Origin of the sequence: Foetidibacter luteolus (genome assembly GCF_009650435.1) — a bacterium.
GTDB lineage: Bacteria > Bacteroidota > Bacteroidia > Chitinophagales > Chitinophagaceae > Foetidibacter > Foetidibacter luteolus.
This window is the reverse complement of the sequence record NZ_VVIP01000057.1, coordinates 32,538-53,628: the sequence shown is the minus strand read 5'-3', so window position 1 is coordinate 53,628 and position 21,091 is coordinate 32,538. Positions and strand designations below refer to the sequence as shown.

General features: G+C 44.7%; 19 protein-coding genes and 1 pseudogene. 11 read left to right on the top strand and 9 right to left on the bottom strand.

All coding sequences use genetic code 11. The annotated features are described in order from the left end of the window. Positions 1-86 precede the first annotated feature (86 nt). Positions 87-1,187: an aminotransferase class I/II-fold pyridoxal phosphate-dependent enzyme gene (locus F0364_RS17860; protein ID WP_153799167.1), complete on the top strand. Its 1,101-nt coding sequence runs from the start codon at positions 87-89 to the stop codon at positions 1,185-1,187. 9 nt (positions 1,188-1,196) lie between these two features. Here F0364_RS17860 and F0364_RS17855 read toward each other — a convergent pair whose 3' ends face one another. Beyond that, a complete protein-coding gene (locus F0364_RS17855) occupies positions 1,197-1,727 on the bottom strand; it encodes a hypothetical protein (protein ID WP_153799166.1) in 531 nt (176 codons plus the stop codon). Positions 1,728-1,943: 216 nt separating this feature from the next. Here F0364_RS17855 and F0364_RS17850 point away from each other — a divergent pair, with 216 nt between their 5' ends. Together F0364_RS17850 and F0364_RS17845 are read left to right on the top strand one after the other, a co-directional pair. After that, entirely contained in the window at positions 1,944-2,996 is a 1,053-nt protein-coding gene (locus tag F0364_RS17850) for a sensor histidine kinase (RefSeq protein ID WP_153799165.1), read from the top strand. Then, a complete protein-coding gene (locus F0364_RS17845; protein ID WP_153799164.1) occupies positions 2,993-3,703 on the top strand; it encodes a LytR/AlgR family response regulator transcription factor in 711 nt (236 codons plus the stop codon). The genes F0364_RS17850 and F0364_RS17845 overlap by 4 nt, the downstream gene beginning before the upstream one ends. 50 nt (positions 3,704-3,753) lie before the next feature. Here F0364_RS17845 and F0364_RS17840 read toward each other — a convergent pair whose 3' ends face one another. After that, the gene (locus F0364_RS17840) at positions 3,754-4,419 is read right to left on the bottom strand and encodes an O-methyltransferase (protein WP_153799163.1); all 666 of its coding nucleotides are present in this window, start codon (positions 4,417-4,419) and stop codon (positions 3,754-3,756) included. Between the two features lie 413 nt (positions 4,420-4,832). Here F0364_RS17840 and F0364_RS17835 point away from each other — a divergent pair, with 413 nt between their 5' ends. Continuing rightward, entirely contained in the window at positions 4,833-5,252 is a 420-nt protein-coding gene (locus tag F0364_RS17835) for an FxLYD domain-containing protein (protein WP_153799162.1), read from the top strand. A gap of 3 nt (positions 5,253-5,255) precedes the next feature. On the opposite strand, the gene F0364_RS17830 is transcribed toward F0364_RS17835, so the two are convergent. The 4 genes from F0364_RS17830 to F0364_RS17815 all read right to left on the bottom strand — a co-directional run bounded on the left by F0364_RS17830 (position 5,256) and on the right by F0364_RS17815 (position 11,503). After that, positions 5,256-6,449, bottom strand: a complete 1,194-nt coding sequence (locus F0364_RS17830) for a PAS domain-containing protein (RefSeq protein WP_153799161.1) — start codon at positions 6,447-6,449, stop codon at positions 5,256-5,258. 182 nt (positions 6,450-6,631) lie between these two features. Next, positions 6,632-8,281, bottom strand: coding sequence for an adenine deaminase (gene ade, locus F0364_RS17825; RefSeq protein WP_153799160.1), 1,650 nt, complete (start codon positions 8,279-8,281; stop codon positions 6,632-6,634). Positions 8,282-8,783: 502 nt separating this feature from the next. Beyond that, the gene (gene trmD, locus F0364_RS17820; protein WP_153799159.1) at positions 8,784-9,473 is read right to left on the bottom strand and encodes a tRNA (guanosine(37)-N1)-methyltransferase TrmD; all 690 of its coding nucleotides are present in this window, start codon (positions 9,471-9,473) and stop codon (positions 8,784-8,786) included. A gap of 524 nt (positions 9,474-9,997) precedes the next feature. Further along, positions 9,998-11,503 (bottom strand): lipopolysaccharide biosynthesis protein, encoded by a 1,506-nt coding sequence (locus F0364_RS17815; protein WP_235921138.1) that lies wholly within the window; start codon positions 11,501-11,503, stop codon positions 9,998-10,000. 144 nt (positions 11,504-11,647) lie between these two features. Between F0364_RS17815 and F0364_RS17810 the strand changes: the two genes are divergently transcribed. Beyond that, positions 11,648-12,268 carry a hypothetical protein gene (locus tag F0364_RS17810; protein ID WP_153799158.1) on the top strand — a complete coding sequence of 207 codons (621 nt, stop codon included), beginning with the start codon at positions 11,648-11,650 and terminating at the stop codon, positions 12,266-12,268. Between the two features lie 70 nt (positions 12,269-12,338). Here F0364_RS17810 and arfB read toward each other — a convergent pair. Then, positions 12,339-12,725, bottom strand: a pseudogene (arfB, locus tag F0364_RS17805) (alternative ribosome rescue aminoacyl-tRNA hydrolase ArfB); the annotation flags it as partial. A 43-nt stretch (positions 12,726-12,768) separates the two neighbouring features. Between arfB and dtd the strand changes: the two are divergent. From dtd to F0364_RS17780, 5 genes are all read left to right on the top strand, one after another. Then, positions 12,769-13,221 (top strand): D-aminoacyl-tRNA deacylase, encoded by a 453-nt coding sequence (gene dtd, locus F0364_RS17800; protein ID WP_153799156.1) that lies wholly within the window; start codon positions 12,769-12,771, stop codon positions 13,219-13,221. Positions 13,222-13,555: 334 nt separating this feature from the next. Continuing rightward, positions 13,556-13,882 carry a nucleotide pyrophosphohydrolase gene (locus F0364_RS17795; RefSeq protein WP_153799155.1) on the top strand — a complete coding sequence of 109 codons (327 nt, stop codon included), beginning with the start codon at positions 13,556-13,558 and terminating at the stop codon, positions 13,880-13,882. Between the two features lie 172 nt (positions 13,883-14,054). Then, positions 14,055-14,546: a hypothetical protein gene (locus tag F0364_RS17790; protein ID WP_153799154.1), complete on the top strand. Its 492-nt coding sequence runs from the start codon at positions 14,055-14,057 to the stop codon at positions 14,544-14,546. Between the two features lie 213 nt (positions 14,547-14,759). Further along, positions 14,760-15,569 (top strand): SDR family oxidoreductase, encoded by an 810-nt coding sequence (locus F0364_RS17785; protein ID WP_153799153.1) that lies wholly within the window; start codon positions 14,760-14,762, stop codon positions 15,567-15,569. Between the two features lie 236 nt (positions 15,570-15,805). Next, the gene (locus F0364_RS17780; RefSeq protein WP_153799152.1) at positions 15,806-18,421 is read left to right on the top strand and encodes an MGH1-like glycoside hydrolase domain-containing protein; all 2,616 of its coding nucleotides are present in this window, start codon (positions 15,806-15,808) and stop codon (positions 18,419-18,421) included. A gap of 20 nt (positions 18,422-18,441) precedes the next feature. Here F0364_RS17780 and F0364_RS17775 read toward each other — a convergent pair whose 3' ends face one another. Next, positions 18,442-19,002 (bottom strand): sugar O-acetyltransferase, encoded by a 561-nt coding sequence (locus F0364_RS17775; protein ID WP_153799151.1) that lies wholly within the window; start codon positions 19,000-19,002, stop codon positions 18,442-18,444. A gap of 115 nt (positions 19,003-19,117) precedes the next feature. On the opposite strand from F0364_RS17775, the gene F0364_RS17770 reads away from it, so the two are divergent. Continuing rightward, positions 19,118-20,212: a BamA/TamA family outer membrane protein gene (locus F0364_RS17770; RefSeq protein ID WP_207632743.1), complete on the top strand. Its 1,095-nt coding sequence runs from the start codon at positions 19,118-19,120 to the stop codon at positions 20,210-20,212. A 12-nt stretch (positions 20,213-20,224) separates the two neighbouring features. Here F0364_RS17770 and F0364_RS17765 read toward each other — a convergent pair whose 3' ends face one another. After that, on the bottom strand, positions 20,225-21,064 hold the full coding sequence (locus tag F0364_RS17765) for a metallophosphoesterase family protein (protein WP_153799150.1): 840 nt from the start codon (positions 21,062-21,064) through the stop codon (positions 20,225-20,227). Positions 21,065-21,091: the final 27 nt, after the last annotated feature.

Below are 21,091 nucleotides of genomic sequence, written 5' to 3'. Positions count from 1 at the left end.
TGCAACGGATGTTATTCCCGCTTATTGATAAGGCTTCAATAGTAGGGAAACGGAATTGAATGCCCCATATCCTTTAGTTTTGGGGCATGTACAGCGATAATTTCCTGGATACCAAACTTAATGAACGCCGGCAGCAAAATGCCCTCCGCAGGCTGCGCCTGCCGGAAGGCAAAGTTGATTTTTGCAGCAACGATTATTTGGGTATAGTAAAAAACAAACTGGTTGCCCTTACCGGGGAAGAATTGCAACTGCCCGGTGGCAGTACGGGTTCCAGGCTGCTGGCCGGTAATTACCCTTTGCTCGAAGAAACGGAACAGCTTATCGCTGGTTTTCATAAGGCTGATGCGGCGCTTATTTATAATTCCGGCTATGATGCTAATGTGGGTGTTCTTTCCTGTGTTCCCCAGCGTGGCGATACTGTGCTGTATGATGCACTTGCACACGCTTCCATCCGCGATGGCATAAGGCTTTCTTTCGCCCGTTCTTTTTCTTTTGCACATAACAACCTGGCTGAGTTGGAAACGCAATTAAAACAGGCAGCCGGAAATGTATTTGTTGTAACAGAATCTGTTTTCAGCATGGATGGGGATGTATGCCCGCTTATAGAGATAGTTAAACTGTGCAGGCAATACCATGCGCACCTTATTATTGATGAAGCCCATGCAACCGGTGTGGTGGGCGAAAGGGGGGAGGGGCTTGTTCAGCAGCTACACCTGCAGCAGCAGGTGTTTTGCCGCATACATACTTTTGGTAAAGCTGTAGGTTGCCACGGCGCCGTAGTGCTTGGTTCTTGCAAGCTGAGAGAGTATCTTATCAATTTTTCCCGCAGCCTGGTATATTCAACTTCTTTGCCGCCTGTAAGTGTGGCGCATATAGCCAAAGCGTATGCAATATTTCCAGGTCTGCATGCGCAACGTTTGCACCTGCGGCAGTTGGTGGAAAAGTTTCAGCACGCACACATAGCTTTTGATAAGTTTACCTCCTTTACACCCATACAGGTAGTAATGGTACCTGGTAACGATGAGGTAAAGCAGCTTGCAAACAGGTTGCAGTCGGCCAACCTGGATGTGCGGCCCATACTATACCCCACAGTGCCAAAAGGCATGGAGCGGTTACGTATAGTGCTCCATGCCTTTAACAGTTTCGGGGAACTGGATTTACTTATAGAAATATTGGGGGTAAAGTAAAAGCATGCCTTATCTCTGCTCCCCGGTTGCTGTGCCGGGCATGCTTTCATATTCTTTATACACATCTATCTCTCCATTAACAGAGCGTATAATCTTATATAGGCCTTCGTCATTTTTTATTTGTACCAGGTAGGCTGTTTTGGTATTGTAGGCAACTTCTGTAACGTGAACGATACGGTAGTCGTAGTAGCTCACCCGTATGGGTACGCGTACATCCTTCGGCATTTTTTTCTCGTCATAGTTTTTTACAGTACAAATGTACTCGCCGTTTTTGTCATAGTAGGTGGAGTGGGGTATGTCGTTACTGGTAAACCTGGCCACATAGCCATCGCTTATTTTTGTCCAGCTTTCTTTTTCATTCGTATCATAACGTTTCAAAAAATCACGCATGGTTTTAAGGGGCACTTCCCGCCTGGCCATGGCATCTTTGTTATCGGTATTGAAATCTGTGCGAAAAGTGCTGGCCATAACGTTAGCCCGCCCGTTGTGCTGCATAAGGATAAATATTATCAGCAGCAGGTTGATTAGAAGAGGCTTCATACAGTTTAATTTTTAGTGGTGGATGTGGTGTTTGCTCAGTACAAAAAGAATAAATAACCACGGCAGGTTTTTTCATTTTAGACCAACAGGATTTTTTGCCGGTAATATGGCTGTAAACAACGGGATAGCCGTTTGTCTTATAATGTGGTCGTTTGTCGAATTGCCGTATAATTATCTGCTGCTAATCGTGTAGATTTAGTATCTCTTGAATTAGATATGAGAACAGGATACAGAAGGATGCTGCTGCCGGTTATATTCTGGCTGGCCTATTTTCTTTATGAATGGCTTACGAATGCTTACTGGATGAGTGAGTATGAGCGTTATTTTTTCAATGCACTGATAATAGTGCCTATTACATTTACCGCCACGCTGTTTACAACGGAAGTGCTTATCAAGAGGTTGTTGCGTAAAGATAAAGTGTGGCAGTTTTGGTTAGTGCTAATACTAAGCATCATATTTTTTGGTGTTACCAGGCGGGCGTATAATTATTTTTATGTTTATCCTGTTTATAATCCTGAGTATGCCCGCACCATGCCCTTCCTGTTTTTTCCAAAAGTGGTTATTGAAGCGGTAAACATCTACCTTATAGTAGCGTTGTACAGCATGTTTTATTTTAAGCAGGCCTGGTACGAGGAACAGCGGGTATCCCAGGCTTTGCAAAAGGACAATGTAGAAGCGCAGTTGCAGTTGCTGCAATCCCAGGTGCAGCCGCATTTTATCTTCAATACCCTTAATAACATTTACTCAATGGCTATCAAGAGCAACCCGCAAACGCCAGACCTTATTTACCGGCTTTCGGCTTTGCTAAGCTATATGCTGTACGACAGCAAGCAAGCTCTTATACCCGCAAGTAAAGAGCTCCAATACATTTACAACTATATAGAGCTTGAGAAAATACGCTATAGCAACAAGCTGGATGTTTCTATTAATGTATATGACGAATTAACAAACTTTTGCATTGCCCCACTGCTTTTGCTGCCACTCGTTGAAAACAGTTTTAAGCATGGCGTTTCTGATTGCCTTGAAAGTAGCTGGATACGTATGGACCTTTCCATAAAAGACGATTGGCTTACGGTAAAAATTGAGAATAGCCAGCACAATAAATCTCAAGTAAATGGCCATAAACATAACACTACCGGCAATGGCATCGGCATAGAGAATGTAAAACAAAGACTGCACCTTTTGTACAATGGCAATCATGAATACAAATGCATCCATGATGAGCAGACTTACCTTACCGTATTGCGCATAAAAAATATTGAGGCATGAAAATTCAATGCATCGTAGCGGAGGATGAACCCCCTGCCAGGGAATTGCTGGTAAGCTATATAGAACGGGTGGATACATTAGAGCTTAAAGCTGTATTCAGCAATGCTTTGGAAACTTTTAACTACCTGCAAACCAGCAATCCTCAATTGGTTTTCCTTGATATCAATATGCCGAGGATGAATGGCATGGAACTGATACGTGCCCTGCAGGTAAAACCCAAGATCATTATAACTACGGCATACCGCGATTATGCGGTGGAAGGCTTTGAACTGGATGTGCTGGATTACCTGGTAAAACCGGTTTCTTTCGACAGGTTCCTTAAGTCCATCGCCCGGTATAACCAGTATTTTTTGCAGGAAAAAATTACATCCGCAGGCGATGAGGCTGAAACAGCTTTCAGTAAAGCCTATATGTACTTTAAGGTGAATAAAGAATTAGTGAAGATTTTTTTGAAAGACATTTTTTACATCGAAAGCATCAAAGACTATATTAAGATTTTTACCAAAGAAAAAGCCGTGGTTACTTACCAGCGTATTGGTTACATGGAGGAAAAACTGCCGGAGAGCAGGTTTATACGGGTGCATAAATCTTTCATCATAGCCAAAGACAAAATTTCAGGCTACAGTGGTGATATTGTTAGGCTGGAAAAAATAGAAATACCTATTGGCAGAAACTATAAACAGGGCTTTTTGAAAGCTATACAATAAATAAATGCCGGGAAATGCCCGGCATTCTATTATGTTGCATCAAACGACAGTTATTTTACAATTGCCAGCGCCATACCATCGTATTCCTTTACGCCCACAGTTTGTATAATGCTGGCGGTAACGGCTGTGCTTGCCGCCAGTGCTTTGTTAAACCGTTGAACGCCTTTTACCATTTCATCGTCGCTGTCTTCATTCAGCACTTTACCATCGCGGATTACATTGTCGGCTATTATAAGTGTGCCGGGCCGGGAAAGTTTCAATGCCCATTCAAAGTATTCTGTATAAGGTGGTTTATCAGCGTCAATAAAAATCATGTCAAAAGGGCCTTCATTGTTTTGCACCAGTTGGGGCAAAATTTCAATCGCCTTCCCAACCCGTACTTCTGCCTTGTTACCAACACCTGCCCTTTGCAGGTTTTCACGGGCTACGGCGGCATGTTTTTCGTCTACTTCCAGGCTTATCAGTTTCCCGCCTTCTTTTAGGGCCCTTGCCATCCAGATGGTGCTGTAGCCCGCGAGTGTACCAAGCTCCAGTATTTTGTTAGCGTTGCAGGTTAAAGCCAGCAGGTGCAGAAATTTACCCTGGTTGGGCGATACACTTATAGCAGGCATACCGGCTTTTTCCAGCGATTGTTCCGCGGCATCCAGGCTGTCATCAGGTGGTAAAAACAAATCGGCAATGTATTTATCTACGGCTTCAAAAGTTTGTTGGTTCATATTTGGCAATATGTTAGCGTTAATAAATAGGGCCATGAAGATAAAGCTTGCATGTTGCAGTTGGCTGCCATGGCCGTTGTTTTCAGCAATTTTTTTAGAACAGTAACGTTAATATTGGTTGGTGGTTGGGGGCGGGCTATCTATCCGGGTCTGAAAAGCCGCCCAATGAACCAAACGATGAACGGATTGCGACGCAACGAAGACCACCATGAAATACTGCAGCCGGTATCCAAAGAAAATTTTGGCGTTCAGCGAATGCAACAATACAATAAATAATAACCCGGGAAATTATGTTGACGGTAGTTAAACCCTGTATTGCTATTTTTAAGTTCTTCTTATGCCTATTGCCGGCCATCGTATATGTATTTTTATTTACTTCGTATGCATAGCTTTTCATAAACAATTCTAAACTAATGAAGCAGTTTATTGCGCTTATTGTAACGGTTTTAATGCTTGTTTCCTGCGGCGAAAGCAGCGACAAGGGGTTTGATGAGAATAATTACCAGACCGCAAAAGAAAGCCTGGCAGATAAAGAAAGAAAAAGTCCTGTGACTTTTTTGGAAGTGGGTGGTAACGATAAAAGAAACTGGCTTGGCCAAACTGTTGTTAAGGGCACCATACACAACAAAGCGACTATTGTTTCTTACCGTGATATACGCGTTAAAATGCTTTTTTACAATAAAGACGGCAAGCTTGTAACCAACCATGAGGATGTTTACACCGAAACCATTGCACCCGGCGGCAGCATGAAGTTTAAGGCCCGCTACGGCACACCGCGTGGTACTGATAGTGTGGCATTAAGTATTATGAGCGCCGCTGCGGTAGCGGAGTAAAGGCTAACCGTTTTGTTCTTTAAAAGCGTAGGCTTTACGGGCTATCTCCCTGATAACTTCATCCAGCTCCAGCGCTGAAATTTTTATGTTTTCAATTACCTGCCTGTGCAGCGTATCTGTAACGCTGTCCTCGCTAAGCATATCGGTTAAGCCCAGCAGGTTGCTTAACGGGCGCCTTACAATATGAGAATTGGTAAAGGCTATTTCTTTCAGTGCTGTGTTTTGCTGTTTTATTTTCTCTTCCTGCGTTTGCTTGTCGGTAACATCCCTCGAAAAACATACAACCCCGGTAACCTCTCCTTCCTCGTTGGTTATGGCATTAAAAGTTGCTTCCATATAATATGCCTGGCCGTTGGGGGCAATGCCAGTATGCATGGTGCTGAATGACTCGCCTCCCAGCGCTTTTTTGTAATAAGGTATCCACTCGCGGGTGGTATCGGCACTCTCATAATCGGCGCATATATCCTGCCCTTTCGTAGCCTTTATTCCAATATTTTCTTTAACAGCTTTTGCAAAAGGTTCATTAAAAGCTGTCAGTTTCATGTTGGTATCAAAAGACCATATCAAATCTTTGGTGTTGTTTATTATTACAGAAAGGCTTCGTTCGCTGGCCTGCAATTGTTCGCGGGCCTGTACCACGTCGGTTATGTCCGCCGCCATTACCAGCAAACATTTCTTGTTGTTGTAGGTAACATCGTGGGTAGCTACGCTGGCTTTAATAATTTCGCCGTTCTTTTTTTTATGTGTCCATATGCCTGATTCTGTATAGCCGGGCTCCACATTCTCAATGTGGCGGTACAGTTTTTCAATTTCTTCTTTCGGCCTTATGTCTTTAATGTGCATGTTCAAAAATTCATCGGCTGTGTAGCCATATTTCAATACTGCCGCATTATTAACCCGCACAAATTTCAGGTCCGTATCAAAAATCCACATAGGCGCCGGGTGGCTGTCAAATAACGCCTTGTATTCCTCAAAACTGTTTTGAAGTTTTTGTGATGCTTTTTTTACGCCGAAGTAGATAATTAGTGAGATGACCAATATATAAAGCAGGCCTTTGATGGTTTGACCCGTTTGCTCATCAAGGCCAACGGTTTTGCTGATGCTGGCCAGCAGCATGTCAGAAAATATAATCCAGCAACTGCTGGTGAGCAGGAATATTAAGGTTACGCGTATTTCAGGTTTTTGCAACAGGCTCATAACATGCAGGATTTTTTGCGTTATGTTTTAAAAAAAGGGCAGGGGCTTTCTGCTTTGGCGCTTTTATTGGCAGCGGTTCCGGCTGTTCGTTGCAACTCCGCCGCAAGACCAGACGCACAAGCCCTCAGCGGGGTTTCCACTTCCATCCGGCAGCCATTCAGCCACATATCTTTCCTCAGCTTTTACACGCCGCTCACGAATGAGAATTTGTCTCCGTCAAACAGCCCCTTGTCGCTCAGCTTCAGATGCGGAATAACCAGCAAGCCCATAAAGCTCAAAGTCATAAACGGAGCCGCCAGGTTTGCGCCCAGGCTTTTGGCCATTGCGTCAATGGCTGTATAAAGGGCAGCTACCTGGTAACCATCTTCAATGCTCATTAAACCTGCTACCGGCAAGGGCAATACTAGGTTCCTGCTGCCGGCAACACAACTTACGCCACCCTTTTCTTTAATTACGAGGTTTACCGCGGCAACAATGCTTTCATCATCTGCTCCAACTGCAATAATGTTATGGCTGTCATGCGCTACGGAAGACGCAATAGCACCCTTTGTAAACCCAAAATTCCTGATAAAACATTTTGCCACCGGCGCCTGGTTATAACGGTTGATCACAACCATTTTGAGTATATCCGTGCCGGTATCGCTTATCCACTCGCCATTAACAAGGTTGCCTTTTAACAGCAAGCGGTTAGTGATAAGCTGCCCATCCAGGGCTTCTATTACAGGAATAAGGCCGTTAACGGATGGGTATTGGTTTTCTGTAATCTTCAGGTCGCTTTCATTTATTTCGCTGCAGTTAAAATTGTTAACAGCGGCAGCGGTGGTTGTACTAATGAGTGATTTGCCGTTTTCTGCCACCAGCTCGCCATTAATATAAGTTTTGAGTACTTTAAAGGAAACAAGGTCTTCGGTAATAATAAAGTCGGCAGGGTCGCCAATGCGCAGCAGGCCAACATCCAGTTTGTAATGCAGAACAGGGTTTATGCAAGCTGCTTTAAGCACTTTAAACACATCAATACCTTTGGCTATAGCTCTTTGGCAAAGCTGGTTAATATGGCCATCGGCAAGACTGTCCGGGTGCTTGTCATCACTGCAAAACATCAGTTTATCCGGATAATCGTCTAGCAGCCCAACCAGCGCTTCAAAATTTTTAGCGGCACTGCCTTCTCTTATAATTATTTTCATGCCATAGCCTAATTTATCCAGCGCCTCTTCTTTGGTAAAACACTCATGGTCAGTAGAAATGCCGGCAGCTATGTACTTGCGGGCATCGTCACCCCTCAATCCTGGTGCATGGCCATCTACGGGTTTGTTTAGCCGGTGCGCCGCCGCTATTTTCTTCATCACCTCTTCATCTTCAAACAGTACACCGGGAAAATTCATCATCTCACTCAGGTACTTTATTTCGTCTTTTTCAAGCAGTTTCTTTACATCGTTACTGTCAAGCGTTGCACCGGCGGTTTCAAAGCTGGTGGCAGGCACACAGCTTGGCGCCCCAAAGTTGAATTTAAAGGGCACCTGTTGGCCATTGGCTATCATAAATTCAACGCCTTGCATGCCGCATACGTTGGCAATTTCATGTGGGTCGCTTACAGTGGCTACTGTTCCGTGAACAACGGCCAGTTTGGCAAATTCCGCTGGTACCAGCATACTGCTCTCAATATGTACATGGCTATCGGTAAACCCCGGTAATATATAACCGGTAACGCCCTCATCCGTAATTGTTTGTATAGCGGTTATAGTGCCGTTTTCTACTGTAATCTCAGCAGGGTAAACCTGCTCTGTCCATACATCGGCCAGGTTAGCTTTTGTACTAAATGAATTGTTCAGCATTAAATAGATTGGTTAATTCAGATGCCCCGGAGTATAACACATACTTCAAAACATCTGTTGTTAAAACTATAGATAAATTATTATCCGGAAACTCTTTTGTAAAAGACAAATTTGTAAAACGATGCAATAAACATAATCAGGGAAAACAGGGATGGTTTAAAATGCAGAAGGTCCCGCAGACGCGGGACCTTCTAATGGTTTCCTATTGCTTAAAGTTCACAATTTAATTTCCTAAACATTGCTTCTTGTTGTTCAGAAAATCAGGTTCTTTTCCAGGAATATTGGATCTGTTTGGATATTGGATTCCCGCGATATTGGATTTTCGCATTGGATTTTAAAACGGGAAATTCTCTTTAGGATATTGTTATTTGACAGAACAAAAATAATTGTCGGATAAACATTACTATGCCGATAAAAGACTTTCGAATATCCGAATCGGACACAAAATGACATTTTTGGATATTCCGGCGATATGTGTGGTGTTAAATATTCTATGCAAATTTTATGCTAACTCATTGCCTTTTAATAAGTCAGGGCGTTTTTCCTGTGTTTTTTTAACGGACTGGTCATGTCTCCACTGGTCAACTTTTTTTGGATCGCCCCCCAGCAATATTTCTGGAACCTTCCATCCCCTGAATTCTGCGGGCCTGGTATATACCGGCGGCGCCAGCAGGTTATCCTGGAAAGAGTCGAAAAGTGCCGAAGTTTCATCATTCAAAACCCCTGGTAATAACCGGCCTACAGCATCTACAACAATTGCAGCAGCCATTTCTCCGCCACTGAGTACATAATCTCCTACGGAAATTTCCATCGTTATAAAGTGTTCCCTTATCCGTTCATCAATGCCTTTGTAATGGCCACAGATAATCATCAGGTTGTCTTTTAGCGACAGGATATTTGCTGTTTGCTGGTTAAATGTTTTGCCATCGGGCGCCATATATATGATTTCATCATATTTTCTTTGCTTTCCCAGGGCTTCAATGGCGTTAGCCAGCGGCTCGCACATCATTACCATTCCCGCGCCACCGCCATATTGATAGTCGTCCACCTGGCCATATTTATTTACAGCCCAGTCACGCAAGTGATGTGTATGCACTTCCAGCAAGCCTTTGTCTTGTGCACGTTTCATAATACTATGGTTCAGCGGGCTTTCCAGTAACTCAGGTAAAACAGTGATGATGTCTATTCTCATGGGTGCAAAGATAGCCTTAGGTGCAGCAAGTTGTTGATGGCATGCTATGCTATGGAAGATGTGTACCGCATACAGGTACTTAGTTCTTCGTAAAGGCATTTAAAAGGAGGCCTGCCTGCAAACAAATGAGCGTGCTGCACCTTCGGGTGAGGGATTGAAGCGGTTACCCCGCTGAAGCCTTCGCAGCCAGGCCCTGTGGCGGAGTAATAGCGGAAAGCCCGACCCCTTGCGTAGCTTGGGGGCACCCCAAGTACGAAGTTAGAAGTACGAAGTACTTAATATGTAAGATATTGGATGTGGGATGTACGATGTAAAAAATTCACGATTCACCATTCAATGTGGTTTAGTTAAGATGTCAGCCTGAGCCTGTCGAAGGCGGATTGGTGAAAAAGCAGCTTGCATAACCCGGTTTCGACAAGCTCAACCTGACATTGGGTTCTTAAGCTAACGGCATTGCCCCTCTCGCCATTTACCACTCACCACTTGCCATAATAATGTAGAATGCAAAATGTAAATGCTGCCAGTTAATGTATGAACCTTCCTATTACAGGCAGGCGCTGAAACTCTTTACGTTCAACCCTTACCAGCAGGTACAGAAATGCCAATATAAACAGGGCGGCAATAACAAAGCCGGCTATTGTATTGTCAATAAAACTTGTTACAACCTGGTGAATACAGAAAATGAGAATGGCAATAACGATGTATGCCAGCAGCTTCTTCCAGGCGTAGGGGATGTAATATTTTTTTTGTCCCCACGTAAAGCTGATAACCATCATGCTGGCGTAACAGGTAAGCGTAGCCCATGCGCAGGCCATATAACCAAACCGCGGAATGAACAGCCAGTTGATGGTGATGGTGATGGCCGCGCCAATTAGTGTTATCCAGGCGCCTGCCATTGTATAACCGCTTACCTTATACCATACGCCCAGGTTTATGTAAATGCCCAGGCATACATTGGCGAGAAGCAATATGGGTACTATAGGTAAACCAACCCAGTATTTTTCGCCGATGATATATTTCCATAACGGGATATACAGGCTTACCACCAGGAACATAACGGCAAGCGTTATCACAAAAAACTTCATCACCCTAGCGTAGGTACGCTGGGGGTTATCGCCTTCCGCCTGTTTGAAAAAGAAGGGTTCGGCGCCCATCCTGAAAGCCTGTATAAAAAGTGTTATAAGAATTGAAAGCTTGTAGCAGGCGTTGTATATGCCGCGTTGTTCATCGGCGTTTTGGGCAGAACCCGGCAGCCACCATCCCAGCATCAGCCTGTCGAATGTTTCGTTAATCATGCCGCCTAAACCCGCTACCAGTATGGGCAGGGCATATACCATCATTTCTTTCCAGAGTGCAATATCAAACTTCCATTTAGCGGGGAAAAGTTTTTTACTCAGCAACAACAGGGTATAAATGTTCTGGATAACGTTGCCCAGCAATACATAGGTAATGGGGTTTACATCAGGCTTGTAAATCAATATAAGCCATGTGTTAGGATTTTCTTTTATACGGGCCGGGCAATAACTTAAAAAGAAAACGGTGGCTGCCACATTTACTACTATGCTGCTCACTTTTATAAACGCGAACTGTTTGGGCCGCCCTTCGTTTCTAAGCTTGGCAAAAGGTATAGTGGTTAATGCATCCAGTGCAATAATGATGATGCTGAGCTGTATCAGCAAAGGCAGTTCCTCCAGGCTTGTCATTTTAGCCAGCCATTGCTGGTTAAGCCAAAGTATAACAGAGAAAAGAAGGGTGCTTATGATGAGTGAAATAGCAGTGGTAGCGTTAACATCGTCCCGGTTGTCTTTACGGTGTATAAACCGGAAATAGGCCGTTTCCATGCCATAAGTAAAGATTACGTTTACAATGGGTATGGCCGCATACACGGCGCCCATTTTGCCGTAGTCAGCGGTTGATACCAGGGCATTGTAAGTAAGATAAGGTGTAAGCAGCAGGTTGATAAACCTTGATGCTATTGTGCTTAAGCCATACCACAGTGTTTGTCCTGCCAGTTTCTTTATACTGCTCAAGTAAAATTTTTTAGCAAAAGTAAGGTAACTGCCATGCACCGCATACAGCTAATACAAACGGTTTGGCATGATTTTCGGATTATAAATTTTAGTTACCTTTCTTACCTGAAAACAAATTTTATTCTGTACTCAAAATGAAAACCAATGAAAAAACTGATTGCGTATGCAGCCATACTGCTCTTCTCTAAAACTTCATTTAGCCAGGTTACCGAATCAGGAATTGTAGTGGACAGCCTCAACCGTTCCGCATTGTATATGGAGCTGGATATTCCCGAGGATGATATTGAACAGGCACTGGAAAATTATTTTAAAACATTACATGTTGAAAGGGAGAAAGGCAAGGGGTTTATTATCCGTAAAAAGCTGCCCTTCATTACATTTAAAAGAGCCGTGGCAGATAGCATGAATGGACAGGCGTTGGATTATTATTTTAAGCTGGATACCCGCAAACAGAAAGGACCGGATGTTACCACCCTGCACATGGTGGCAGGAAATGGATATAATAATTTTCTCGGCCCTCAATCCCAGGCCTGGGGCGATTTAAAGAAGTTTGCCGAATACCTGCGTGGTAATTATTTTGAGCAGCACCGCATTGGCAAAAACATTGAAGGGCTTACCAAAGAATTAAACCGCGCCAGCGAAAGGCTGAGAGACCTGGAGATGGAAAAAGAAAAGCTTGAAAGAACAATAGCGGACAAAACCAGCCAGATTGCAGGCCTGCAAACACAGTTGCAAAAGCTAAAGCCAGCGCTGGCTAACAAATAATTTGTACAGGGGAAACAAGAACAGCGCCCCGTAGTTACTAAACTATGGGGCTGTTTGTTTGTAAGGCCGGCTAATATTCGCCCGGTCTTACCTGCCGTCGGTTTTGTTTGGTTACGGCTTTTAGTTTTTTGTTTTCTATCCGTCGTTCTTTGGATGCTGTCGACGCCTTGGTGGCAATACGTGGCTTTTTCTTTTCCAACGCTTTATCAACAAGCTGGTTCATCTTTTTTACCACCTGTTCCTTATTGCCCATTTGCGTTCTTTCTGTCTGAGACTTTACCAGCAGCCATCCATCGGCGGTAATTCTTGCGGATAGTTTTTGCAGCAGCAGCAGTTTCTGTTGTTCCGTAACCAATACAGATGCTGCTACATTCCACCGGCCCTCCACCATGGTTTCTACCTTGTTCACATTTTGGCCACCCTTGCCGCCGCTGCGTGCTGTTTTAAATTCTATTTCTTTGCTTATGTCTATCTTCATCCGGTAAAATTAATAAACGGTTATGAGAGCGGTTATTCAACGCGTTAGCAAGGCCAGCGTAAAGGTTGATGAAAAAATTACAGGCGCCATACAAAGCGGCCTGCTGGTACTGCTGGGCATAGAAGATGCGGATACACACGAGGACATTGCCTGGCTAAGTGCCAAAATTGTAAACCTGCGCATTTTTAACGACGAACAGGGCGTAATGAACAGAAGTGTAAAGGAAACAGGTGGCAGCATTTTACTGGTAAGCCAGTTTACGCTGCATGCTTCCACCAAAAAAGGTAACCGGCCTTCATACCTACGTGCCTCAAAGCCGGATGTTGCCATTCCGCTTTACGAAAAAATGATTATTCAGCTTGCAACAGACCACGGCCAGCCCATTGCCACCGGTATTTTTGGCGCCGATATGAAAGTGGAACTGCTAAACGACGGGCCGGTAACGATAGTGGTGGATACGAAAAATAAAGAGTAAGTACAAGTTACGAAGTACGAAGTACCCCGGTTGAAGAAAATGCTGATGTTGTTAAACGAAACCTTGAAGATGTTCTGGTTGTTCAAGCTGGCATTGCATTGTTAAGTTGCCAATTCAAAGTACTTCATACTTCGTAACTCGTACTTAATTCAGGGCGTGCCCCCAAGCTATCGCAAGGGGTCGGGCTTTCCGCTCATACTCCGCCGCATAAGCCAACGCACAGAGCCTTCAGCGGGGTATCCGCTGCAATCCCTCACTCACATCCGTTTTCAATAATCAGCAGTAACCGCTTATTCAAGTAAGTATTACAGCTTATAAATTTCAAAGATTGATTATGACAATACAGCAAGCGCAGCAGCAGGTAGATGAATGGATTAAAACCACAGGTGTACGTTACTTTAACGAGCTTACCAACCTGGGTATACTGATGGAGGAAGTTGGCGAACTATCCCGCCTGATGGTACGCACTTATGGCGAGCAGTCTTTTAAAGAAAGTGATAAACACAAAAACCTGCAAGATGAGATGGCCGATGTGTTATGGGTGCTTCTTTGCCTGGCCAACCAAACCGGTATTGACCTTACAGCCGCACTGGAAAAAAATTTTGACAAAAAGAACATCCGTGATAAAGACAGGCATAAGAATAATGAAAAGCTTAAGTAGTTACCCTGAAAGAGAGGAGGTTAGCTTTGGTGTTGAAGCGCCTTGCAAACACCAATGTTCTCTATTTTTTTAGAGCACATGAAAATGTTTAAAACTTTAACATTTACGGAATACCTGTGGCCTGTTTTTTTCGTTTGTTCAAGAGATTGCTAAACACCTACAAAGTTTTTGTATGAAAAAGATCTTCACCATTGGAAACGAAAATATCGGCCATTACTACTGGGTTGGCCATTGCCCGAATGGAACCATTTACTCCGCAGGCCAAACATTCAAAACTAAAACAAAAGGAAAGCTCAGGAACATCCGCATTTACCCGGAAATGGTATTGGGAGAAGGGGATGCTTCCGTAAGCCTCTACGAGTTTGAAGAATCCACACATTCCTGGAAGCAAAAGCTGGCCGAAAAACATCTTTCCATCAGTAAAAAACAACAGGGTAGCTGGATGAATTTTGACATGGGTGATATTATGCTGGATGCGGCCAAGCAATATGCTTTTAAAGTAGATTGCAACCACAGCAGCCTGATGGCAATAGGAGAAAATCATTGGAAAGAAAAAGACCCTTACCCGGATGGTGAAGAATGGACAGCCTCTACCAATAATACAAATGGGCGGTTTCACCGCAATTTCGATTTGGCTTTCCAAGCAGATATAGAAGCCGCGTAATATTTATTCAAATATCATAAATAGCAAAGCCCTGCAAGATTGTGTTGCGGGGCTTTGTGCATGTAGTGCAGTACATCCTACGCATTGCGAAACTTTCTAGGGTTAACTACAAAGCAGTTAAGTTTTTACCTGCCCTTGATATGCTTTGGCTGTAATTTGTATATTTATTTTTTTTCTGCCTGCCATTTTTCAGCAACCTATTAAAAACAATACATGGAGAAAAAATTACAGGATCAAATAGCAATTGTGACAGGCGCCAGCAGTGGCATTGGCGCGGGCTGTGCCCGTGCGCTTGCAGGTGCAGGCGCCACTGTTGTAATTAATTACCCGGCAGCAAGATCGAAGGAAAAAGTAAGCAAAGTGGCCGATGGAATAGTAGCCGAAGGCGGCAAAGCCATTATTTACCAGGCAGATGTAAGCAAGGAAGATGAAGTGGTTAAAATGTTTACTGATGTAACGGCACAATTTGGCACCGTTGACATACTGGTAAACAATGCCGGCCTTCAGCGGGATGCCAAACTGGTTGATATGACAATTGATCAATGGAATGAAGTAATCGGCATAAACCTTACCGGCCAGTTTTTGTGTGCCAGGGAAGCCATTAAAGAGTTTTTAAGGCGTGGCGTGGATGAAACTAAGAGCAAGGCTGCCGGAAAAATTATCTGTATGAGCAGCGTACATGAAGTGATACCCTGGGCGGGGCATGTAAACTACGCGGCCAGCAAGGGCGGTGTTATGATGATGATGAAAACCATTGCACAGGAATACGCCCCACATAAAATACGGGTTAACAGCATAGCTCCCGGGGCTATTGCCACACCCATCAATCACGAAGCCTGGGATACACCGGAAGACCTGCAAAAGCTTTTGAAGCTGGTTCCGCAAAAACGCATTGGCCAGGTGGAAGATATCGGCAAAGTGGCCGTTTTTCTGGCAAGTGATGACTCAGATTATATTAACGGCACTACCATATTTGTTGACGGAGGCATGACCTTGTACCCGGGATTTGAAGATAACGGATGAGGGGGAGGGGGGTGAGTGGTGAATGGTGAATGGTGAATGGTGAGTGGTGAGTGGTGAGTGGGGTGGCATTCTACTTCTCCATTCAAAATTCCTTGTTCCTTGTTCGATATTCTCTTGTTCCTTGTTCGATATTCTCTACCTGGGCTGAAAAGCTGCATAACGAACAGAACGTACAAGAGTGCGACGCAACGATGTTTAATGGATGTTACTGCTGCCGGGCCCATAAAAAAAGAATCATGAATGCTGAACAACTGAGACTGGAAGACTATAACTGGAAAAGCTGGGGGCCTTATTTAACAGACAGGCAATGGGGTACAGTGCGTGAAGATTATAGTGCCGACGGCCAGGCATGGAACAGCATTACACACGATATGGCTCGCAGCAAGGCATACCGCTGGGGCGAAGAAGGTATTGCGGGCATTAGTGACAAAGAGCAGCTTGTTTGCTTTGCACTTGCCCTGTGGAATGGTAAAGACCCTATTTTAAAAGAACGGTACTTTGGTCTTACAGGCCCTGAAGGCAACCATGGTGAAGACGTGAAGGAATTGTATTACTATTTAGATTCCACCCCCACGCACAGCTACATGAAGATGCTGTACAAATATCCGCAGCAGGAGTACCCTTACCGTTGGCTGGTTGAAGAAAACAGAAAGCGCAGCCGTTTTGAACCTGAATTTGAGCTGGCAGACACCGGCATTTTTAACGAAGGGAGGTATTTTGATGTTTTTGTAGAATATGCCAAAGCGGGTGATGCAGACATACTCATTAAAATAACCGCGTATAACCGTGGCCCAGAAGATGCGCCGTTGCATGTAATACCTACCGTTTGGCTGCGTAATACCTGGAGCTGGGGCTACGATGATTATAAACCGCAACTTGCATCGGCCAATAATGGGCATATATTAATTCAGCATAAGCGGGCCGGCGACTATAGCCTGTATGCGGAGGAGGATACCGAAGCATTGTTTTGCAACAACGAAACCAACCTGCAAAAGCTGTATGCTGTTGCCAATACAGAAGCTTTTACCAAGGATGGCATTAACGATTACATAGTGCTTGGCAACAGGAATGCCGTTAATAAAAACGCCTATGGCACAAAAGCGGCGTTTAACTATGCTGTTAACATACAGGCCGGTGGCAGCAAATGCATAAGGTTAAGGTTAAGTAAAGGCGCATCAGGCAACCCGTTTAGTGATTTTGAAGAAGTGTTTGCAGCACGTATAAATGAGGCAGATGAATTTTATGGCGGCATACAGCAGCAGATAGAAAGTGATGATGAGAAATCTGTACAGCGCCAGGCATTTGCGGGCATGTTGTGGAACAAGCAGTTTTACTACTACGATGTGCAGCAATGGCTGGATGGAGACCCGGAACAGCCTGCACCGCCACCGCAAAGGATGAAGGGTAAAAACCGGGACTGGCGGCACCTGAACAATGCCGACATTATTTCCATGCCGGATAAATGGGAATACCCCTGGTACGCGGCGTGGGACCTCGCTTTTCACTGCCTGCCATTCGCGGTTATTGATGCACGCTTTGCCAAACAACAACTACAGTTGCTTACCAAAGAATGGTATATGCACCCCAACGGGCAACTGCCTGCTTATGAATGGGAGTTTAGCGATGTTAACCCGCCTGTACATGCTTGGGCCACCTGGCGGGTATATAAAATTGACCAGAAGAACAACAACGGAAAATCCGACATAGCTTTTCTTGAATCGGTATTTCATAAACTGCTCCTGAACTTTACCTGGTGGGTAAACAGGAAAGATGCGCAGGGCAACAACATTTTCCAGGGTGGCTTTTTGGGGCTGGATAATATTGGCGTTTTCGACAGGAACACCGTATTGACTTCCGGCGGTTATATGGAGCAGGCGGATGGTACAAGCTGGATGGCCATGTATTCCCTTAACCTTATGCGGATATCGCTGGAGCTGGCAAGGCATAATAAAGTGTACGAGGATATGGCTACCAAATTCTTTGAGCACTTTTTATACATAGCCGATGCCATGGCCAGTATGGGTTCAAAGAATTCGGGGCTGTGGGATGAAGAAGATGAGTTTTTTTACGATGTCTTGAAGTGCTCGCCAACAACAGGCACTAAATTAAAAGTGCGCAGTATGGTAGGGCTGATACCGCTTTTTGCAGTGGAAGTAATTGAGCATGAATTTTTACAGAAAGTGCCTGAGTTTGCACAAAGGCTCAACTGGTTCTTAGAGCATCGGCCGCAGCTTGCGTCGCTGGTATCCCGCTGGTACGAAAAAGGTATTGCCGAAAAGCACCTGCTCAGCCTGCTGCGCGGCCACCGCATTAAGAAAATACTCCGGCGCATGCTGGACGAAAACGAGTTCCTAAGCGAGTATGGTGTACGGTCTTTATCCAGGTACCATGAGCAACACCCTTATGCTATTGACATTGATGGCAACCACTTTAGCGTTAACTATACCCCAGGCGAATCAACAACAGGTTTGTTTGGCGGTAACAGCAACTGGCGAGGGCCGGTATGGCTGCCGGTTAACTTTTTGATAGTGGAAAGCCTGCAACGCTTTCACCACTACTATGGCAACGATTTTAAGGTAGAATGCCCCACAGGCAGCGGCAATTACCTTACCCTGCGCCAGGTGGCGGACTTTATCTCTAAACGGCTTACCAACATTTTTCTGAAGGATAAAAATGGCAGGCGGGCTGTGTTTAACAACTATGAACTAATGCAGCAGGACCCCCACTTTAAAGACTATATTCTTTTTTACGAATACTTCCATGCTGATACCGGCCATGGCATGGGTGCCGCACATCAAACCGGGTGGACGGGATTGATCGCCAAACTGATTGAACCGGCAAGAAATGATTAGCACCCCGCCCATGGAGGAGCTTATTGCAATTCCCTTATCACCCTGCATGGGTTGCCTGCCGCTACCACGTTTGCGGGAATATTCTTTACCACCACGCTACCCGCTCCAATAGTAGTATTGCTGCCAATGGTTACTCCCGGGCAAATAATACTGCCGCCGCCAATCCAAACATTGTCGCCAATGGTAACCGGCGCCGACATCTCGGGGCCCTTTATACGTTCAGCCGCTATTACCGGGTGCTGGGCCGCATATATCTGTACGTTGGGCGCTATAAAAACATTGTTGCCTATGCGTATGTAATTACAATCAAGAAATATGCAGTTAAAGTTGGCATAGAAGTTATCGCCCACTTCAATATGGCAGCCATAATCGCAAAGAAACGGCGATTGTATATCAATATTTTCGCCGCATTTGCCCAGCAGCTTTTGCAGTATGGCGGTTCGTTTTTCTTTATCGTAAAGCGTGCTGTTAAGTTCTTCGGCAAGCCTTCTTGCATTAGCCCGCATTGCTGCAAGCAATTCATCTGAGGAATTATACATTTCCCCATTCAACATTCGTTTCAGTTGTGTTTTACCGGCCATGCTTTTTTTTACAAATTATCCCATTTTTAATAACGTTAAGCCGTTAATTTATTTACACGCCGCAATAAGAATATTAATATATTGCGGCATTAACCAACTGTAAACTATAAGAGATTTGAGGCTTGCCTTTTTCAGCGTATTTATTGCCTTAAACCTGCTTTCCATAACATCCGGCGCTCAAAAAGACAGTGTTGTTAACCGTCGCACCAAAAAGCTGATGGTACTGCCTGTAATGGCCCGTTCCGTGGAAACCGGGTGGTCTTTTGGGGCAGTAGCTGCCAGCACCTTCCGCATTGCCGGAAAAGATACTGTTTCCCGTACGTCTAACATACAGGCGCTGGCATTGTATTCACTTAAACACCAGTTGATTGCCGCCATCAATGGCTCCATTTATTTTCCTAAGGAAAAGTATATTATCAACCACCAGTTTTCTTACAGTTACTTTCCTGATAAATGCTGGGGCCTTGGCAGCAATACGCCAGACTCAGCAGAAGAGCCATACAAATTCAGGCAATACTACGTGTACCTGCACCCTATGAAAAAAATAGGGCGAGGCCTTTTTGCAGGTGTGCTGTATGAGCAGCAAAATGTGCTGGCTATGGAGTATGAACCCGGCGGGCTGTTTGACAAACAGAAAATAGCTGGCCGCAAAGGCTACTTTGTATCAGGCCTGGGGCTAAGCCTAACCTACGACAGCCGTAACAATGCTTTTGCACCCAACAGCGGCGCCTTTGCCCAGTTATACTTTAATCATTTTGCGCCTTATATAGGCTCTGATTTTACCTATACCAACATAGTGCAGGACATAAGAAAGTACATACCGCTGTTTAAAAAGCAGGTGCTGGCACTACAGTTCTACAACGTTATTAATGCGGGTCCTGAAGTGCCTGTGCGTAGCCTGGCCCAGTTGGGCGGATCCAGCAGTATGCGGGGTTTTTACAACGGCCGTTTCAGGGATAAGCAAATGATGGTGATACAGTCTGAATACCGGTTGCCCGTATATGGTTGCCTGGGGGCGGTATTGTTTGGCGCCGCAGGAGATGTTACCCGCCGTGTAATGGATTACAGCCTGCGTGGTTTTAAGTTTGCTTATGGTGGCGGCCTGCGCTTTGCGCTCAACAAGAAGGAAAGGCTTAACCTGCGCCTTGATTATGGCGTTACTTCCACCGGCAATCATGGCTTTTATTTTCAATTGGGCGAGGCATTTTAATTAGCAGGTTTACTAACCAGTTAGCTTATCATGGTTTACCTTTTGCCCGGTAACGGGGTTCATTTGATAGGTGAGGATATTACCACTGTTTAAAACTTCCACGATGCGGTAACCGTGATAGGCCGTTCCCCAACTGCCGCCAATATGCGCATCAAAAAAATAATGTTTCCCTCCATTTTCTTTAATGGCATCCTGGTCATGGTCGTGGCCATGAAATACCGCTTTCAGGTTCTGCTGCCTGGAAAACAGCTCCACCAGTTCCGGGCAGTCAATGGCATTGTCCGTCCACTTAACAGGCGTTATGTGCATAAACACAAAAAGGTTTTCAGCATCTTGTAAAGCGGTTAGCTGCTTCTTTGTCCAGGCCATATCCGGGCAAATATATTTGCCCTGTATGTCGGCCGTGTTAAGTATCAAAAAGGCGTTGTTGCCTTCTGTAAAGGAATGGTGCTGCTGTATGCCCCAGGTTTGTTGCCAGGTATTGTCATCTACTTTATCGTGGTTGCCGTGGGATACATAGTATTTCATTTGCAGGCCATCCAGCTTTTGTTTTACCTGCGGAAGAAATACAGGGTTATCATGAAAAAGGTCTCCGTTGATAACCGTAAAATCTACGCCACGCTGCTTTTTTTCCTGGTTAAGCCAGCCAATCATATCATCAAAGTACCGGTTGTAGCTGGTGTTGGGTTCGCCATAATGCCCGTCTGAAGCTATGGCAAAACGCAGTTGCACATCAGCCGCCGGCGGCAATACAAAACCTTTGGCACTAAAGGACTGCAGCGCATTACCGGCCCCGATAAAACAAATGCCCTTTGCCACATCGCCTATAAATTTTCTCCTGGAGTACATCATAGCCTGTAAGTTAAATATATCGCTGCC